19 protein-coding genes are annotated in these 19081 nt (G+C 40.6%); all 19 read left to right on the top strand.

Annotated elements, in window-relative coordinates:
• The first annotated feature begins 2 nt into the window (after positions 1–2).
• The 19 genes from infB to ABVJ71_RS03940 all read left to right on the top strand — a co-directional run bounded on the left by infB (position 3) and on the right by ABVJ71_RS03940 (position 19021).
• Positions 3–2120, top strand: a complete 2118-nt coding sequence (gene infB / locus ABVJ71_RS04030; RefSeq protein WP_353855717.1) for a translation initiation factor IF-2 — start codon at positions 3–5, stop codon at positions 2118–2120.
• Positions 2117–2395: a DUF503 domain-containing protein gene (locus tag ABVJ71_RS04025; protein WP_008354445.1), complete on the top strand. Its 279-nt coding sequence runs from the start codon at positions 2117–2119 to the stop codon at positions 2393–2395. The genes infB and ABVJ71_RS04025 overlap by 4 nt, the downstream gene beginning before the upstream one ends.
• A gap of 17 nt (positions 2396–2412) precedes the next feature.
• Positions 2413–2763, top strand: coding sequence for a 30S ribosome-binding factor RbfA (gene rbfA / locus ABVJ71_RS04020; RefSeq protein WP_353855716.1), 351 nt, complete (start codon positions 2413–2415; stop codon positions 2761–2763).
• A 68-nt stretch (positions 2764–2831) separates the two neighbouring features.
• Positions 2832–3761 carry a tRNA pseudouridine(55) synthase TruB gene (gene truB, locus ABVJ71_RS04015; RefSeq protein ID WP_353855715.1) on the top strand — a complete coding sequence of 310 codons (930 nt, stop codon included), beginning with the start codon at positions 2832–2834 and terminating at the stop codon, positions 3759–3761.
• An 18-nt stretch (positions 3762–3779) separates the two neighbouring features.
• Positions 3780–4745, top strand: a complete 966-nt coding sequence (ribF, locus tag ABVJ71_RS04010) for a bifunctional riboflavin kinase/FAD synthetase (protein ID WP_353855714.1) — start codon at positions 3780–3782, stop codon at positions 4743–4745.
• 140 nt (positions 4746–4885) lie between these two features.
• A complete protein-coding gene (gene rpsO / locus ABVJ71_RS04005; RefSeq protein ID WP_008354438.1) occupies positions 4886–5155 on the top strand; it encodes a 30S ribosomal protein S15 in 270 nt (89 codons plus the stop codon).
• Positions 5156–5337: 182 nt separating this feature from the next.
• The gene (gene pnp, locus ABVJ71_RS04000; protein WP_353855713.1) at positions 5338–7455 is read left to right on the top strand and encodes a polyribonucleotide nucleotidyltransferase; all 2118 of its coding nucleotides are present in this window, start codon (positions 5338–5340) and stop codon (positions 7453–7455) included.
• A 183-nt stretch (positions 7456–7638) separates the two neighbouring features.
• Entirely contained in the window at positions 7639–8532 is an 894-nt protein-coding gene (locus ABVJ71_RS03995) for a polysaccharide deacetylase family protein (protein ID WP_353856550.1), read from the top strand.
• 33 nt (positions 8533–8565) lie between these two features.
• Positions 8566–9795 (top strand): pitrilysin family protein, encoded by a 1230-nt coding sequence (locus ABVJ71_RS03990; RefSeq protein ID WP_353855712.1) that lies wholly within the window; start codon positions 8566–8568, stop codon positions 9793–9795.
• Between the two features lie 68 nt (positions 9796–9863).
• On the top strand, positions 9864–10784 hold the full coding sequence (locus ABVJ71_RS03985; protein WP_353855711.1) for an aminoglycoside phosphotransferase family protein: 921 nt from the start codon (positions 9864–9866) through the stop codon (positions 10782–10784).
• A 75-nt stretch (positions 10785–10859) separates the two neighbouring features.
• On the top strand, positions 10860–11132 hold the full coding sequence (locus tag ABVJ71_RS03980) for a YlmC/YmxH family sporulation protein (protein WP_353855710.1): 273 nt from the start codon (positions 10860–10862) through the stop codon (positions 11130–11132).
• A 123-nt stretch (positions 11133–11255) separates the two neighbouring features.
• Entirely contained in the window at positions 11256–12158 is a 903-nt protein-coding gene (dpaA, locus tag ABVJ71_RS03975; RefSeq protein WP_353855709.1) for a dipicolinic acid synthetase subunit A, read from the top strand.
• Positions 12155–12751 (top strand): dipicolinate synthase subunit B, encoded by a 597-nt coding sequence (dpaB, locus tag ABVJ71_RS03970; RefSeq protein ID WP_353855708.1) that lies wholly within the window; start codon positions 12155–12157, stop codon positions 12749–12751. The genes dpaA and dpaB overlap by 4 nt, the downstream gene beginning before the upstream one ends.
• A 136-nt stretch (positions 12752–12887) precedes the next feature.
• Positions 12888–13907, top strand: a complete 1020-nt coding sequence (asd, locus tag ABVJ71_RS03965) for an aspartate-semialdehyde dehydrogenase (protein ID WP_353855707.1) — start codon at positions 12888–12890, stop codon at positions 13905–13907.
• A 92-nt stretch (positions 13908–13999) separates the two neighbouring features.
• Positions 14000–15214: an aspartate kinase gene (dapG, locus tag ABVJ71_RS03960; RefSeq protein WP_353855706.1), complete on the top strand. Its 1215-nt coding sequence runs from the start codon at positions 14000–14002 to the stop codon at positions 15212–15214.
• 30 nt (positions 15215–15244) lie between these two features.
• The gene (gene dapA, locus ABVJ71_RS03955; RefSeq protein ID WP_353855705.1) at positions 15245–16111 is read left to right on the top strand and encodes a 4-hydroxy-tetrahydrodipicolinate synthase; all 867 of its coding nucleotides are present in this window, start codon (positions 15245–15247) and stop codon (positions 16109–16111) included.
• Positions 16112–16282: 171 nt separating this feature from the next.
• The gene (gene rnjB, locus ABVJ71_RS03950) at positions 16283–17950 is read left to right on the top strand and encodes a ribonuclease J2 (protein ID WP_353855704.1); all 1668 of its coding nucleotides are present in this window, start codon (positions 16283–16285) and stop codon (positions 17948–17950) included.
• A gap of 106 nt (positions 17951–18056) precedes the next feature.
• On the top strand, positions 18057–18785 hold the full coding sequence (locus ABVJ71_RS03945; protein ID WP_353855703.1) for a ClpP family protease: 729 nt from the start codon (positions 18057–18059) through the stop codon (positions 18783–18785).
• A complete protein-coding gene (locus ABVJ71_RS03940; protein ID WP_353855702.1) occupies positions 18782–19021 on the top strand; it encodes a YlzJ-like family protein in 240 nt (79 codons plus the stop codon). Before ABVJ71_RS03945 ends, ABVJ71_RS03940 begins: the two co-directional genes overlap by 4 nt.
• Positions 19022–19081 lie beyond the last annotated feature (60 nt).

The following is a 19081-nucleotide window of genomic DNA, read 5'->3' as shown; positions in this document are numbered from 1 at the left end:
AAATGGCTAAAGTAAGAGTATACGAATACGCAAAAGCCATAAATGTTTCAAGTAAAGATATTATAGCAGCGCTTAAAGATATGAACGTGGAAGTGAACAATCATATGGCGACGCTAGAAGAAGACACTGTGAAAAAGCTAGACGCCATATATAAAAAAGCCAAAGCAAAAGAGGCAGCTAACGAGAAACCAGCAGAACAAAAAAAACAATCATCTAACAAAAACAATGATAGAAAGAAGAATGACGTGCAGAATAATCAATTTAATAAAAACAAAAAAAACAACCAAAACAAAAATAAAAATAAACGCGGAGGTAACAACAAAGCGCAGCATCAGCAAGCTAAATCAGTGAAGCCTAAAAAAGAGCTTCCTGAAAAAATTGAATTTACAAATTCAATGACAGTTGGCCAGCTTGCAGAAGAACTTGGAAAAGAATCAGCTGAAATCATAAAAAAACTCATGATGCTTGGCGTTATGGCGACAATAAACCAAGAGCTGGATAAAGATACAGTTGAATTAATCGCTTCTGAATACGGTGTTCCAGTTGAGGAAGTGATCATTTTAGAAGAAACTGAACTAGAAAAGTATGAAGTTGAAGATAAAGAAGAAGATATGCAAGTACGCCCTCCAGTTGTCACAATTATGGGTCACGTTGACCATGGGAAAACAACCCTTCTTGACAGCATTCGTAAAACGAAGGTTGTTGAAGGCGAAGCTGGTGGAATTACACAGCATATCGGTGCATACCAAATTGAAGAAAATGGCAAGAAAATCACGTTCCTTGATACACCTGGACACGCAGCATTCACAACAATGCGTGCACGTGGTGCTGAAGTAACAGATACGACAATTCTTGTTGTTGCAGCAGATGACGGTGTAATGCCACAAACAATTGAAGCCATTAACCATGCGAAAGCGGCTGAAGTTCCAATTATCGTCGCTGTCAATAAAATTGACAAACCAACAGCAAACCCTGACCGTGTGATGCAGGAACTGACTGAGCATGGACTAGTACCAGAAGCATGGGGCGGGGAAACCATTTTCGTGCCGCTATCTGCTAAAACAGGTGAAGGAATTGACGAATTGATCGAAATGATCCTTCTTGTCAGCGAAGTAGCAGAGCTGAAAGCCAATCCAAATCGTCCGGCAAAAGGTACTGTGATCGAGGCAGAGCTTGATAAAGGTAGAGGATCAGTCGCCACCCTTCTTGTTCAAACAGGTACACTTCATGTAGGTGACCCAATTGTTGTCGGTAATACATTCGGCCGTGTCCGTGCAATGGTCAACGACGTTGGACGCCGCGTGAAATCAGCAGGACCATCAACTCCTGTTGAGATTACTGGCTTAAACGATGTACCAAATGCAGGGGATCAGTTCCTTGTATTTAAAGACGAAAAAACAGCTCGTCAAGTGGGAGAAGCGCGTGCATCGAAACAGCTTGATGAACAGCGTTCAGACAAAGCGAAATTGTCTCTAGATGACCTATTTGAGCAAATCAAACAAGGTGAAGTAAAAGATATCAACTTAATCGTGAAAGCAGACGTACAAGGTTCTGCTGAAGCATTGACTGCGGCCCTTCAAAAAATTGAAGTAGAAGGCGTGAAAGTGAAAATCATCCATACGGGTGTTGGTGCAATTACAGAATCAGATATCATCTTAGCAAGTGCATCGAATGCGATTGTCATCGGATTTAATGTCCGTCCTGACGGAAACGCAAAGAGCACAGCTGAAGCAGAAAATGTGGATATCCGCTTGCACCGCATTATCTATAATGTCATCGACGAAATTGAAGCGGCCATGAAAGGAATGCTTGATCCTGAATATGAAGAAAAAGTCATCGGTCAAGTTGAAGTTCGTCAAATATTCAAAGTATCTAAAATTGGTACAATTGCCGGAGGTTATGTAACCGAGGGAACGATTACAAGAGATAGTGGTATCCGTTTAATCCGTGACGGCGTCGTGATCTTTGAAGGTGAAGTAGACGTATTAAAACGATTCAAAGACGATGTGAAAGAAGTTTCACAAGGGTATGAATGTGGTATTACTATTAAGAAATACAATGATATCCGTGAAGGCGATATTATGGAATCATTCGTTATGCAAGAAATTGAAAGAAAATGATCGGTTATACCGAATGTGAGTGCATGATCTATGATGCATCCTCACTGAAGGAAAAGCGTGCGGTTCTTCAGCGTATTTTGACAAGAACACGCCATAAATTCAATGTGACCATTGCTGAAATGGACTATCAGGATACATGGCAGCGTACATCAATTGGAATCGCCGTTATTTCCTCATCTCGGGTTCAAGTGGAAAAAGAACTTCAACGTGTATTAAGCTTTATTGATTCTTTTCCTGAAATTGAACGAACGATCACGAAAATTGAGTGGTTTTAATTAGAGGTGATAAGATCATGAGTATGAGAGCAACCCGTGTAGGTGAACAGATGAAGAAAGAATTGGGAGACATTATCGGCAGAAAGCTAAAAGATCCAAGAATCGGCTTTTTGACCGTAACAGATGTTGAAGTATCCGGTGATTTACAAATTGCTAAAGTCTATATTTCTGTTCTTGGCGATGAGAAGAAAAGAGAGGAGACCTTAAAGGGCCTCGCAAAGGCTAAAGGCTATATCCGCTCTGAAATTGGTAATCGCATTAGACTTAGAAAAACTCCAGAGCTTCACTTTGAGTTCGATGAATCGGTTGATTATGGTAATCGAATTGAAAGCCTCATTGCAGAACTAAACGCAAAAGATCACGAATAAGACGTTGAAATAAGGATAGACGAAGACCGTCTGTCCTTTTTCATCGTTTACGAAAGGAGAGAACGCAGATGTTAAATGGTGTTCTTTTATTACATAAAGAAAAAGGAATGACCTCTCATGATTGTGTGTTTAAAGTGAGGAAAATGTTAAACACAAAAAAAGTAGGGCATACAGGAACCCTTGACCCCGAAGTATCCGGTGTTTTGCCAATGTGTATTGGCAGAGCAACTAAAATTGTCGAATACTTAACCGATAAAACAAAAACGTATGATGCGGAAATCACCATTGGCTTTTCTACGACCACGGAAGATCAGACAGGGGAAGTAGTAGATAAAAAAGAGGTGCAAAAACCAATCTCAGAAGATGAAATTGATGCAGCCTTAAAACAGTTTGAAGGAACTATTGAACAGATTCCTCCCATGTTTTCTGCTGTGAAAATTGGCGGGAAAAAGCTATATGAATATGCGAGAGAAGGCATAGAAATTGAGCGCCCAAGCCGCAAGATTACCATCTATCGTATAAAACGGACAACACCAGTTACATTTGAAGAGGGCAAAGTCACTTTTAGATTCACCGTTCTTTGCTCAAAAGGGACTTACGTAAGAACGTTAGCAGTTGATATAGGGAAAAAGCTTGGCTATCCAGCCCATATGTCACAACTTATTCGTACAGGGGCAGGTGACTTTACACTAAATGAGTGCATGACCCTCGAGGAGCTGAGTGCTGTCAAGGAGCAAGGAAATGTAGACGAGTATCTTGTTCCAATTGAACGTGCGCTCAATCATTTGCCGAAATGGGAGATAAGTGATACATTAGCAAGTAAAGTGGAAAACGGTGCAGTCCTGCCGATGCCTGATGAGTTTGCTCATTTTGCAAAGGAGGATCGTGTCGCTGTATTTACTTCTTCTGGTCGTTGTATCGCGATTTATATGAAGCATCCGACCAAACTGGAGCTGATGAAGCCGGCGAAAATCTTATCTCAGGACAAGCAATCTTAAAGAAAAGGTGACCATCTCGTGAAGACTATACATATTTCACATCCGCATACATTGAATCAAAAGGACCAAGTCCCATCTGTGATGGCTTTAGGGTATTTTGACGGCGTGCATCTCGGACATCAGAAAGTGATTGATGAGGCAAAGAAAATTGCTCATAAAGAAGGAATGGCTCTCGCAGTGATGACCTTTCATCCACATCCATCACATGTTCTGCAAAAAGCACGAGAACCAAAAGACTTAATTACACCGCTTGAGGACAAGATTGATTTCATTGAAAAGCTGGGTGCTGACTACTTATATATTGTACAATTCAGTGAAAGATTTGCAGCGTTATCCCCTCAAGAGTTTGTGGATCAATATTTGGATGAACTGAATGTGAAGCATGCGGTTGCTGGGTTTGATTTTACATTTGGCCGATTTGGTGCAGGAACTATGGAAACGTTCGATGAATATGGAAAGGGACGTATTGCATCAACCATTGTCCCTAAGCTGTCCAACCAAGATCGCAAAGTCAGCTCAACACTGATTCGATCTGCTCTAAAAACTGGAGACGTCGAATATGTCAGTGAGCTGCTTGGAAAGCCTTATCAGCTTCGTGGTATCGTGATACATGGAGACAAGCGCGGGCGGACGATCGGTTTTCCAACAGCCAATGTTGGTCTATCAGCAGAATATATCATTCCTCCAACAGGCGTGTATGCAGTAAGAGCAGAAGTAAAAGGCAAAACGTATGACGGCGTTTGTAATGTAGGCTACAAACCGACCTTTTATGAAAAGCGTCCTGATCAGCCTGCCATTGAAGTGAATCTCTTTGATTTTAACGAAGAAATTTATGGCGAACCAATTAAATTACAATGGTATAAGCGTATCCGTAGCGAACAAAAGTTTAGCGGAATCCAAGAACTAACAGCTCAAATAGCTAAGGATAAAGAAGAAGCGATTCAGTTTTTTCAAGAACACCCGGATCAAACAAAAAAATCTTAGAAAAGCGTCTCTACCATTTGCATATTTAGCATTTTTTTAGTATGATAATTCCTGTAGCTTTAAAACCACTTACTTGGCAGGCCGACTTCACCGACGGTTGCGAGGTAGATGGGGCTAACATGATTTGGAGGTGAAACAGGATGGCTATTACTCAAGAACGTAAAACTCAATTAATCAATGAGTTCAAAACGCACGAATCTGATACTGGATCTCCAGAAGTTCAGATCGCTGTCCTAACAGAATCAATTAACAACTTGAACGAGCATTTACGTACTCATAAGAAAGATCACCACTCACGTCGCGGTCTTTTGAAAATGGTAGGTAGACGTCGTAATCTTCTTACGTATCTGCGTAATAAAGACGTAACTCGTTACCGTGAGTTAATTAACAAACTAGGCTTACGTCGATAATCGTAAAAAGCGGGAGGATTCCCGCTTTTTTATCGTATAATCACTAATATTTTATGGTTAAAATGTTGAAAGAATGGCAAAAACCCTTCTACATACAGCTTTCATATTGATATGTGAAAATCATTTTGTTCATAATAAAAGCAACCTAAAAAATTCACGATAAGAGAGGAGTTTATCTCAGAATGGGACAAGAGAAACATGTCTTTACCATAGACTGGGCTGGACGTCAACTGACAGTTGAAACTGGCCAGCTTGCAAAGCAAGCAAACGGAGCGGTTCTCGTACGTTATGGAGATACAGCTGTGCTTAGCTCGGCAACAGCTTCTAAAGAACCAAAACCACTTGATTTTTTTCCGCTCACAGTAAACTACGAAGAAAGATTATATGCAGTAGGTAAAATTCCTGGTGGATTCATTAAAAGAGAAGGACGCCCAAGTGAAAAGGCGATCCTTGCTAGTCGCTTGATCGATAGACCGATTCGTCCACTGTTTGCTGACGGATTTAGAAATGAAGTTCAAGTCATTAGTATTGTCATGAGTGTGGATCAGGATTGTTCATCTGAAATGGCAGCAATGTTTGGCTCATCTTTAGCATTATGTGTGTCTGACATTCCATTTGAGGGACCAATTGCTGGTGTAACAGTTGGACGTGTTGATGGAAAGTTAATCATTAACCCAAATGTTGAGCAGCTTGAACAAAGCGACATTAACCTTATTGTGGCTGGTACAAAAGATGCGATCAACATGGTAGAAGCTGGTGCAGATGAAGTACCAGAAGAAACAATGCTTGAAGCGATTATGTATGGTCATCAAGAGATCAAACGCTTAATCGAATTCCAAGAGAAAATCGTGAAAGCAGTTGGCAAGGAAAAGATCGACATTCCTTTATACGAAATAGATCAAACATTAGTAGCTGAAGTAAAAGAACTCGCTGAAACAGATCTACTAAAAGCGATTCAAGTACATGAAAAGCACGCTCGGGAAGATGCGATCAGCGCTGTGAAAAAAGCTGTGATTGAGAAATTTGAACAAGAAGAGCGCGACGAAGCTACTATCAAACAAGCGAAAGACGTATTGAACAGGCTTGTAAAAAATGAAGTTCGTAGGCTCATTACAGAAGAAAAAATACGTCCAGACGGACGCGGTGTAGATCAAATCCGTCCACTTTCTTCAGAAGTAGGACTTCTGCCAAGAACACATGGTTCAGGGCTGTTTACGAGAGGGCAAACACAGGCGCTTAGTATTTGTACATTAGGTGCATTAGGTGATGTGCAGATTCTCGACGGTTTAGGTGTTGAAGAATCAAAACGTTTTATGCACCACTACAATTTCCCGCAATTCAGTGTGGGTGAAACCGGTCCAATGCGTGGTCCAGGTCGTCGTGAGATCGGACATGGTGCTTTAGGTGAACGTGCATTAGAACCTGTGATCCCATCTGAAAAAGATTTTCCTTACACCATTCGCCTCGTTTCAGAGGTATTAGAATCAAATGGATCTACTTCACAGGCAAGTATTTGCGCAAGTACACTTGCAATGATGGATGCTGGTGTACCGATTAAAGCACCAGTTGCAGGGATTGCAATGGGACTTGTCAAGTCTGGTGATTACTACACAGTGCTTACTGACATTCAAGGAATGGAAGATGCACTTGGAGATATGGACTTTAAAGTAGCTGGCACATCAAAAGGTGTAACGGCACTACAAATGGACATTAAAATTGATGGTCTATCTAAAGAGATTTTAGAAGAGGCACTTCAACAAGCGAAAAAAGGGAGAATGGAAATTTTAGACAGTATGTTGTCAACAATCCCTGAATCTAGAAAAGAATTGTCACGTTATGCACCAAAAATTTTAACAATGGCAATTAATCCTGATAAAATTCGCGATGTCATTGGACCAAGCGGTAAACAAATTAATAAAATCATTGAAGATACCGGTGTGAAAATCGATATCGAACAAGACGGTACCATCTTTATCTCTTCTACAGAAGAAGACATGAACCAAAAAGCGAAGAAAATCATTGAAGATCTTGTCAGAGAAGTGGAAGTTGGGCAACTTTACTTAGGTAAAGTCAAACGCATTGAAAAATTCGGTGCATTCCTAGAAATCTTCAGCGGAAAAGATGGACTTGTTCATATTTCTGAGCTTGCGCTTGATCGTGTTGGTAAAGTAGAAGATGTTGTGAAGATCGGTGACGAATTACTCGTTAAAGTCACTGAAATCGATAAACAAGGTCGGGTCAACCTATCTCGCAAAGCCGTTTTACGTGAAGAAAAGGAAAAAGAAGAAAAACAGTCATAAGCAGGCCAAATAAGATGTTGAGAAGCCAGGTATCCGTGCCAGGCTTCTTTCTTTTCTTGCGGGCAACAATAGTTCTAGCTTGTTTCTCTCTATCATATTTTGTGATAAAGGGAGGGACAGCCATTGAAAAAAAAGTTGCCGATCATTGTGTTTGTGTTCTTACTGCTCGTGTCATATCAAACGATGAAACAGCCAGCTGCTGTCACATATATCGAATCAATGAAAGAGCAAGCCGAGGTGGTATCTATTTCAAAAGATACTCTTTATCAAGAGATTGAATCAAAGTCTTCTAACTATGAAGTGAAGGCGCAAAATGCTAAGATTGATAAGGTGTGGAAAAAGATGCCCGGCTTAAACGGACAAATAGTAGATATCGAATCTTCTTATGAACAAATGAGAAAAATTGGGAAATTCGATGAAAAACGGCTTGTCTTCAAAGAAACCAAACCTGCCATTCATTTACATGAGCTTGGTGCTGAGCCTATTTATAGGGGTCATCCGGATAAGAAAATGAATGCTTTTTTAATCAATGTGGCTTGGGGTGACGAGCATTTAATAAACATGTTAGATACCCTGCGAAAGCATCAAGTCAAGGCCACCTTTTTCTTAGAAGGAAAATGGGTGAAAAAGAGCACAGAGCTTGCCAAAAAAATTGTGGCAGATGGTCATGAAATTGGAAATCATTCATACAATCACCCAGATATGCGCACACTGACAAGAGAACGAGCATTAGAGCAGATTATCAAAACGAATCGTCAAATTGAAGAGTCCCTTGGAATAAAACCGAAATGGTTTGCACCTCCAAGCGGGAGCTTTAAACAAGAAACAATTAAGCTGGCCGCACAAGAAGGAATGGAAACCATCATGTGGACGGTAGATACCATTGACTGGCAAAAACCGTCACCAGAGGTTTTGCAAAAACGGGTGCTTGGGAAAATTCACAATGGGGCGATGATATTAATGCATCCAACAGATTCAACGTCGAAAAGTCTTGACGCACTCATTACTCAGATGAAAGAAAGAGGATATAAATTAGGAACTGTTTCTGAACTCCTAAGTGAAAAAAGACAGTCGTGACGTGATCTGTTTGTTGAATAGGAGGAGCAAAATTTGATCAAAACGTATACATGCCAAAATGGAGTAAGAATTGTACTTGAAAACATTCCCGCTGTGAGATCTATAGCTATTGGTGTCTGGATTGGAACTGGTTCTAGACATGAATCACCTGAGATTAATGGAATCTCACACTTTTTAGAGCATATGTTCTTTAAAGGTACAAAAACGAGATCAGCTCGTGATATTGCAGAATCTTTTGATCGTATTGGCGGTCAAGTGAATGCATTTACATCCAAGGAATATACTTGCTATTATGCAAAAGTGCTTGATACGCATGCGGATTATGCGCTTGATGTACTAAGCGACATGTTTTTTCACTCAGCTTTTGATGAAGAAGAGCTAAAGAAAGAAAAAAATGTAGTCTACGAAGAGATTAAAATGTATGAGGACACACCAGATGATATCGTACATGACCTTCTTAGCAAAGCGATTTACGGTGAGCATTCATTAGGATATCCGATTCTAGGAACAGAACAAACACTTTCTACCTTTAATGGTGACACACTTAGAACATATATGGATGAATTCTATACGCCAGATCGTGTGGTGATCTCAGTTGCAGGGAATGTAGAAGACACCTTTATTACTGAAATTGAAAAACTATTTGGATCTTATGAAGGAAAAGGGAAAAAGCAGCCTGTAGAAGCTCCGCAATTTCATTATGACAAGCTAACGCGTAAGAAAGAAACAGAGCAGGCGCACCTATGCTTAGGTTTTAACGGTCTTCCTGCTGGAGATGAACGCATTTATGATTTAATTGTCTTAAATAATGTACTTGGCGGAAGTATGAGTAGCCGTCTGTTCCAAGATGTAAGAGAAGATAAAGGGCTTGCTTACTCTGTGTTTAGCTATCACAGTTCATATGCAGATAACGGTATGCTGACGATCTATGGCGGGACTGGAGCGAAGCAATTAAACCTACTCTCTGAAACCATTTTACAAACATTAGACGTCTTAAAACGTGAGGGAATCACGCAAAAAGAACTTGAAAATTCTAAGGAGCAAATGAAAGGCAACCTCATGCTCAGTCTTGAAAGCACAAACAGCAAGATGAGCCGAAATGGTAAAAATGAATTGCTCCTTGGCAAACATCGTACGCTTGATGAAATGATTGATGAAATTAATCACGTCACATTAGAAGGCGTGAATAACTTATCTAAAAGAATCTTTACAGAAGATTATGCGCTCTCGCTTATTAGTCCGACGGGTGATCAGCCATCATAATGTAAACAACACGGTAGGCTTCTAATGAGGTCTGCCGTTTATAGTTGAACAAGAAAGGAGTTGTTTACATGAAAAAAGAAGAGCTGAAACAGCTATCCCCACTGCTTAGTAAGGCCATCTTCTTTCAGCAAATGAGTTCTGGGTTCTCAGGGGATCGTACGTATGTAGTTACCATTTTGAACGGTGAAAAGCTGGTGCTCAAGCTAACAGGTACTCATCAGTATAACACCTTAAAAAGAAAAGCGAACATTCTCCGTATGTTCAAGAAACAAGGGATTCTTTGTTCAGAAGTGATGGATATGGGGGTTGTTCATGAACACAATCTATCCTATAGCATTTTGCCTTTTATTGAAGGAGAAAATGCTAGAGAATTCATACATAAACGAACACGTGAAGAGCAATATAAAATCGGTAGACGGGCTGGTTTGGAACTAAGGTCGATGCACGAATATGTTGCGCCATCTTCTATAGAGTCATGGGATCAGCGAGTAATGGCTAAACATGAACGATATGTACATGTATATCAATCTTGTGGTGTGAAATTTGAACATGATGAGATAGTTGTAGACTTTATCAATTCACATTCAGATGCGGTAAAAAATCGGCCTAATCGATTCCAGCATGATGATTTTCATTTAGGTAACTTGATTATACGAGACGCAAAGTATGCTGGAGCTATCGATTTTGATCATTATGATTGGGGAGATCCGATCCATGATTTTTATAAATTATCCTTATTTAGCACGGAGAAAAGCATACCTTTTTCTGTTGGACAAATTGATGGTTACTTTTGCAATCAACCTTCAAAAGAATTTTGGCTTCTTTTCTCCATATACACGGCGATGAGTTTGTTTTCTTCTATTGTCTGGACGTTGAAATTTGACCCACATCACGTAGACCAGATGGTAAAACGGGTGAACAGAATCCTTTCTGACCATCAACATTTCACGCAATTAGAACCGGGTTGGTACACCAATAGAGATGTATGAAGGTCCTTAAGAAAACAAGTTAGTCTATTTTATGTGCTTACGGCATATATCATAAGGAAGGGAAGTGATGCGATTTTGAGGCTAAGTGAGCTGTCAGGAAAAGAGATAGTCGATATGAAAAGAGCGGAGCGGCTTGGCGTGCTGGGACAAACCGACCTTGAAATTAATGAACAGGACGGTCAGATTACAGCACTCATCATACCTTCCGTCAAGTGGTTTGGCTTTCGAAAACAAGGAAATGACATCCGCGTTCCGTGGAAACACATTCAAAAAATAGGATCAGATATGATCATTCTCGATGTGCCTGAAGAACTTCAGCCGCATGGGGGAAAAGAGCACCCATCATAAAAGGGTGCTCTTTTTCTTTTCTCTCTCCGATTTGTTCACAGGCTGAATCCTCTCCTCATATGCTGAAAGGGAGATTCAGAAAATATTACAGACTTTTTTAAATAAAGAAGGTGAACGATCAGTATGTTGAGCGGTTTAACGGTTGCGGTGATCGGGGGAGATGCTAGGCAGCTTGAGATCATTCGAAAGCTGTCACAGCAACATGCCAAAGTGTTTTTGGTCGGATTTGATCAGCTTGATCATGGGTTTATCGGCGCTGAAAAACTGAAAATGTCTGAGCTTGTATTTGAACAAGTCGATGGCATTATTTTGCCAGTATCAGGTGTCACAGATGAAGGAATCGTTGCCACAGTTTTTTCAAATGAGAAAGTTGTGCTAGACCCAAAATATTTAGAAAGAACACCAGCACATTGTACCTTGTATTCAGGTATTTCCAATACGTATTTAGACAATCTGGCAAAGCAGGTGAATCGAAAGCTTGTGAAGCTGTTTGAGCGAGATGATATTGCTATATATAACTCAATTCCAACAGTTGAAGGGATCATCATGATGGCCATTCAGCAGACGGACTATACCATTCATGGATCACGTGTAGCGGTTCTTGGGCTTGGGAGAACTGGACTGACAATTGCTCGAACATTTCATGCACTAGGTGCGGCGGTAAAAGTAGGGACTGCTGATACCGCACATTTGGCACGAGCCTTTGAAATGGGGCTAAATCCGTTTTCAATGGATCGTTTAAAAGAGGAAGTAGCAGATGTTGATATCATCATCAATACCATTCCAAGCTTAGTATTAGATTCATCTGTGATTGTCTGCATGACACCTAAGACATTGATTTTAGATATTGCCTCCCGTCCAGGTGGAACGGACTTTGACTTTGCGCAAAAACATGGTGTGAAGGCACTTTTGGCACCAGGTCTCCCAGGTATTGTTGCACCGAAGACAGCAGGGCAAATCCTTGCAAAAGTGCTTTCAGGACTCTTATGTGAGCTTGCGGAGGAAAAAAGGGGGATGGATTCATGACAATATTCAAAGGAAAAAGAATCGGCTTCGGTTTAACAGGTTCTCATTGTACGTACGAAGCAGTATTTCCACAAATTGAGGAACTTGTTAAGCAAGGAGCGGAGGTTCGTCCAGTTGTGTCGTATACAGTGCAGTCCACCAATACGAGATTTGGAGAAGGGGCAGAATGGATTGAGCGAATTGAAAAGCTGACAGGTTATCAAGCGATTGACTCGATTGTGAAAGCGGAGCCGCTTGGTCCTAAGCTTCCGCTTGATTGTATGGTCATTGCGCCTCTAACAGGCAACACGATGGCAAAATTCGCAAATGCCATGACGGACAGTCCTGTTTTAATGGCTGCAAAGGCGACCATTCGAAATCATCGTCCCGTTGTATTAGGCATCTCAACAAACGATGCACTTGGATTAAACGGTACCAATCTCATGAGGCTGATGTCGACAAAGAACATTTTCTTCATTCCGTTTGGTCAAGATGACCCATTTAAAAAGCCGACATCTATGGTAGCGAACATGGACCTTCTATCCAAAACAGTAGAAGAAGCCCTTCAGCATAGACAGATTCAACCTATTTTAATAGGACCAAACGAAAAATAGATTCACTAGAAAATCGAGAAAGATTCAAAAAAGATATCTCAAGCATTGCTTTTCTATGGTAAAATAAAATGTAAAAAGTCATAAGATGACCATCCGAAGGAAAAGTAATATGGATGGGTCGGAAGGAGTTTTACTGATGGGAAGAGGATTACATGTAGCTGTAGTTGGAGCGACTGGAGCTGTCGGTCAACAAATGTTAAAAACACTAGCTGACAGAGATTTTGAAATGGATACACTTACTCTACTATCCTCAAAACGTTCTGCTGGAACAAAAGTAACATTCAGAGATCAAGAGTATACTGTTCAAGAAGCAACACCTGAAAGCTTTGAAGGGGTAAGTATTGCATTATTCAGTGCTGGAGGAAATGTTTCAAAAGCGCTAGCTCCTGAAGCAGTCAAACGAGGTGCAATTGTCGTTGACAATACAAGTGCATTCCGTATGGACAAAAACACTCCTCTTGTCGTACCAGAGGTAAACGAAAAAGATTTGCATGATCATCAAGGGATCATTGCAAACCCTAACTGTTCAACTATTCAAATGGTTGTTGCATTAGAGCCGATTCGCAAGGCTTACGGTTTAAATAAAGTGATTGTGTCCACATACCAAGCTGTATCAGGTGCAGGATATGAGGCAATTTACGAGCTTTACAGCCAAACAGCAGCCATTATAAATAAAGAAGATGTTACACCAGAAGTGATGCCTTATCAAATCGCATTCAATGCGATCCCGCAAATTGATACATTCCAAGACAACGGCTATACATTTGAAGAAATGAAAATGATCAATGAAACGAAAAAAATTATGCATATGCCAGAGCTGGAAGTAGCGGCAACATGTGTAAGACTTCCGATTGAAACAGGTCATTCAGAATCTGTTTACATTGAACTTGATTCAAACGAGGCAACGGTTGATGACATTAAGTCTATCTTAAAAGATGCACCAGGCATTACTTTACAAGATGATCCGTCTCAACAAATTTATCCAATGCCTTTAGACGCTGTTGGGAAGAGTGACGTATTTGTCGGCCGCATTCGGAAAGATTTGGATCGCCCGAATGGGTTCCATTTGTGGATTGTATCTGATAATCTGCTCAAAGGCGCTGCATGGAATTCAGTTCAAATTGCAGAAAGCTTAAAAGCATTGAAATTAGTATAACATTTAACGAATGATAAGGACGAACAGAAGAGAGTTAGGCATCTTTCGCCTGCTCTCTTCTGTTACGTCAGAATGAACTTGGAGTGAAAACAGTGAAAATAATTGTCCAAAAATTCGGCGGTACTTCTGTCAAAGATGATCAAGGTAGAAAAAGAGCACTCGCACATATCCTATCTGCAAAAGAAAAAGGTTATAAATCGGTTGTAGTCGTCTCAGCAATGGGACGAAAAGGAGATCCTTACGCTACAGATACGCTGCTTGGACTTCTTTATGGCAGCGCTCAGCACATGACGAATCGAGAAAAAGATTTGCTTGTATCTTGCGGAGAAAATATTTCAGCCGTTGTGTTTTCAAGTATGCTCACTGAAAACGGTCTGAAATCAGTTGCCATGACCGGTGCACAGGCAGGCTTTGTGACAGACCAAGAGCATACAAATGCGAAAATTATTGACATGAAATGTGACCGTCTTGAGGCAGCACTTTCTGAGCATGATGTCGTTGTGGTTGCTGGATTCCAAGGAGCGGCGAAGAATGGAGATGTAACAACCATCGGAAGAGGTGGAAGTGATACATCAGCAGCCGCTTTAGGAGCCGCATTACAAGCAGACTTTATTGATATCTTTACAGATGTTGAAGGTGTCATGACAGCTGATCCACGTATTGTAAAAAATGCTAAACCACTTCGAGTCGTCACCTATACTGAAATATGTAACCTTGCTTACCAAGGTGCAAAAGTGATTCACCCTCGGGCTGTCGAAATTGCCATGCAAGCAAAAGTACCAATAAGGGTCCGCTCAACATATTCTGATGATGAGGGTACACTCGTGACCTCCCATTACTCAGATAAAATGAGTCATGATGTGTATGACCGTCTCATTACTGGTATTGCTCATGTCAATGATGTTACGCAAATCAAAGTGCCGGCGAAAGAAGGCCAATACAGTGTTCAAACAGAGGTCTTTAAAGCAATGGCAAATGCGCAAATCAGTGTCGATTTCTTTAACATTACACCGAGTGAAATTGTATATACGGTAACAGGTGCGATGACAGAAAAGGCAACCACGATCCTTAAAGAACTTGGTTACACGCCGTTTGTTACAACAAACTGTGCAAAAGTTTCAGCTGTAGGAGCCGGCATTATGGGCGTTCCAGGTGTGACCTCCAAAATCGTATCGGCCCTTTCAGAGCAAAACATCCCGATTTTGCAATCGGCTGACAGTCATACGACCATCTGGGTTTTAGTGCATGAAGAAAATATGAAAGCGGCTGTAAATGCTCTGCATGAAGTGTTTGAACTTTCAAGATAAATGTGATTGAATCATGATGAGGTGAATAAAATGAATTTCGGAAGTATCATAACAGCTATGATTACCCCTTTTGATAAAAAGGGCAACATTGATTTCCAAAAGCTATCAATTCTCATTGATTACTTATTGAAAAATGGCAGTGATTCTTTAGTTGTTGCAGGCACAACAGGCGAATCGCCAACCTTATCGACAGAAGAAAAAGTCGCTCTTTTTCAGCAATCGGTAAAATTATCAAATGGTCGTTGTAAAATCATTGCAGGAACAGGCAGTAACAATACAAATGCGTCTATCAAACTAACGAAAAAAGCAGAAGAAGCGGGCGTCGATGCAGTGATGCTTGTCGTACCTTACTACAACAAGCCGTCACAGGAAGGCATGTATGAACACTTTAAAGCCATTGCCGAGTCTACATCTCTTCCTGTTATGCTGTACAATGTACCAGGAAGAACGGCTGCATCTTTAGCACCGGAAACAACCATTAAGCTTGCACAAATACCCAACATTGTAGCAGTGAAAGAAGCGAGCGGTGATCTAGATGCGATGACAAAAATCATTGCAGAAACACCAGAAGATTTTGATGTATACTCAGGTGATGACAGCTTAACACTTCCTGCTGTAGCAGTTGGTGCTAAAGGGGTAGTTTCTGTGGCCTCGCACATCGTTGGACTTGATATGCAGCAGATGATCAAAAGCTATGCTTCTGGGCAAACAGCTAATGCAGCACTCATTCACCAAAAGCTACTCCCAATCATGAAGCAGCTTTTCTCAGCGCCAAATCCGACACCTGTCAAAACCGCACTTCAGCTTAAAGGATTAGATGTCGGATCCGTCCGTCTCCCGCTTTTGCCTTTGTCAGAAGAAAAGAGACTTGATTTAAGCAGTGTGTTAAACAGCTAATCAAAAGAAAAGATGTCGGAAGCGGTCATTCTCAGATGTCCCTGAGTATGACCGCTTTTTATACATAAACACTTTCTTAAAATGTGACTTCATCTTGTTTTCTAAAATTAGATTCAGTTATAATAGCAATAAGCGATGATGGACGGGCTTGAGACTAGGAGGATAAGAATTTTGAAAAAGATAAATACAGAAAACATAAGGATTATTGCACTGGGAGGCGTAGGAGAAATCGGGAAAAATTTATATGTCATTGAGATTGACTCTGACATATTTGTTGTTGATGCAGGTTTAATGCATCCAGAAAACGAAATGCTAGGCATTGATGTTGTCATTCCGGATATCTCCTATTTAACTGAACGAGCTGATCGGGTAAAAGCAATTTTTCTTACCCACGGACATGATGAGGCAATTGGAGGCGTATTCCATTGCTTAAGTAAATTGTCTGTACCAGTTTATGGAACGAAGCTGACCCTTGCTTTACTTCGAGAAAAGCTAAAACAATATGGCTTTAATCAAAAAGCTGATTTGCGTGAAGTTCATGCTAAATCAGTCATTCCATTTGAAACAACAAAGGTGTCATTTTTCAGAACCAACCATAGTATCCCTGACTCAGTGGGAATTAGCTTCAAAACCTCTCTTGGTTCAATTGTATGCACAGGTGATTTTAAATTTGATCAAACCCCAGCGCTTAACCAAGCCTGTGACATTGGAGAGATTGCAAAAATTGGAAATAGTGGTGTTCTAGCACTTCTTTCAGACAGTGCGAATGCTGAAAAACCAGGCTACACACCTTCTGAGGCGCTCGTCCAAGACGAAATCTCAAATGCGATGTACAATGCAGATAATCGTGTCATTGTAGCTGTAGCTTCTTCTAATATTAACCGTGTACAGCAGATCATCAATGCAACGATTCAAAATGGCCGTAAGCTTGCGGTTGCAGGAAAGAATATGATGACAACACTTCAGCTTGCGATTAAACTTGGTTACGTCACAGCGGATGAAGAATTGTTTGTACCAGCTCAAGAAGTGAAAAAAATGGCGAAAAATGATGTGGTCATCTTGACCGCTGGAAGCCACGGAGAGCCGCTAGCCGCCTTAACAAAAATGGCAAAACAAAATCACAAACAGCTTCATATTGAAAAAGATGATACGGTTGTGATTGCGTCAACACCGCTCCCTGGACAAGAGCTTATCTATTCTAAAACAGTCGATTTTCTCACAAGAAGCGGAGCGCAAGTTATTTTTGCTCAAAAGCGTGTGCATGTATCTGGGCACGGCTGTCAAGAAGAACTAAAGCTTATGCTGAATCTATTGAAGCCGAAGTATTTAATCCCAGTCAATGGTGAATATCGCATGCAAAAAGCACATTCACGTATTGCAGAAGAAATTGGAATGAAACGCAGTGACATTTTCTTGATTGATAAAGGGGATGTTGTTGAATTCAGAGGACAGAACGTGAAGATCGGTGAAAAGGTTCACCAAGGTAACATTTTGATTGATGGTCTTGGCGTTGGTGATATTGGTAACATTGTTTTACGCGATAGACGTCTATTGTCTCAAGACGGCATTTTAATTGTGGTGATTACGCTTGATAAACAAAAGAAACAATTAATTTCCGGACCTGAAATCATCACAAGAGGATTTGTTTATGTAAGAGAATCCGAAGAGCTCATTGTGAAAGCAACAGAGCTAGTAAAAGGGATTGTCAAGGAGCAGACAGAAAACTCAGTCGTTGATTGGTCAACACTTAAACAATCCATGCGCGATGTGTTAAATCAATTCCTTTATGAAAAAACCAAACGTAAGCCAATGATCATTCCAATTATTATGGAAGTGTGATGATAAGCCCAAGGAGCATAAGCTCTTTGGGCTTTGTTTGTGTTGGATTGAATAAAGCCTTCTTGTTCATAATAGGAAAAGAGTGCTTAGGAAAGGATGAAGACAAATGGATGAAAAAAATGAACAGCAGCTAGAGCGAAAGCCAGAAGAAAAAGAAAGCATTATGAGCAAAATACAACAGCTTGGCGAAACTGCTGTTCCACAATTGTCACAAGATACAAATATACATTGCCTAACCATTATTGGACAAATTGAAGGTCACATGCAGCTCCCGCCACAAAACAAAACGACCAAATATGAGCACGTTATCCCACAAATCGTTGCAGTTGAACAAAATCCAAAAATTGAAGGCCTTTTAATTATTTTAAATACAGTTGGCGGTGATGTTGAAGCTGGATTAGCCATTGCGGAAATGCTGGCTTCCTTATCAAAACCAACCGTGTCCATTGTGCTTGGCGGCGGGCACTCAATAGGTGTACCAATCGCTGTATCATGTGATTATTCATACATTGCAGAAACCGCTACAATGACCATTCATCCTGTGCGTTTAACCGGTCTTGTGATTGGTGTCCCGCAAACCTTTGAATACTTAGATAAAATGCAGGAAAGGGTCATTAACTTTGTCACAAGCCACTCAGGTATTACAGAAGAGAAGTTTAAAGAGTTAATGTTCTCAAAGGGTAATTTAACTAGAGACATTGGAACAAATGTCGTTGGTCATGAGGCAGCAGAATATGGACTCATGAATGAAGTCGGCGGTGTAGGACAAGCGATTAAAAAGTTAAATGAACTCATAGAAGAACGATCTTCTCAAAACGAGGGGATGATCCAATGATTTTATATACACCAATGCCGTATGAGATGATATACCCTCAGGAAAATGAGCAGCAGCGCCGGCTTAAGCAGATTCAGATTCAAGGCGTGCCTGTCATGGTTGAAATGAAAGAAGATGAAGCAGAAATCGTTCAAGTTCTTAGCACAAATCCAATGGACTTTTTAAATCAAGAGCTTGCACCAGGCAAGCGATTGAAGTTAAATTTAGGTGCGAATCAAACTAACGCAGATGAATGATTCTATGCTATAATAAAGGGAAAACTTACAACAAGATGCAGCCAAAACCAGGCTGCTTTC

This window comes from Bacillus sp. Bos-x628 (assembly GCF_040500475.1).
Taxonomy (GTDB): Bacteria; Bacillota; Bacilli; order Bacillales; family Bacillaceae; genus Bacillus; species Bacillus maqinnsis.
Note: the sequence above shows the minus strand (reverse complement) of the source record. Positions and strands in the feature narration are given on the sequence as shown.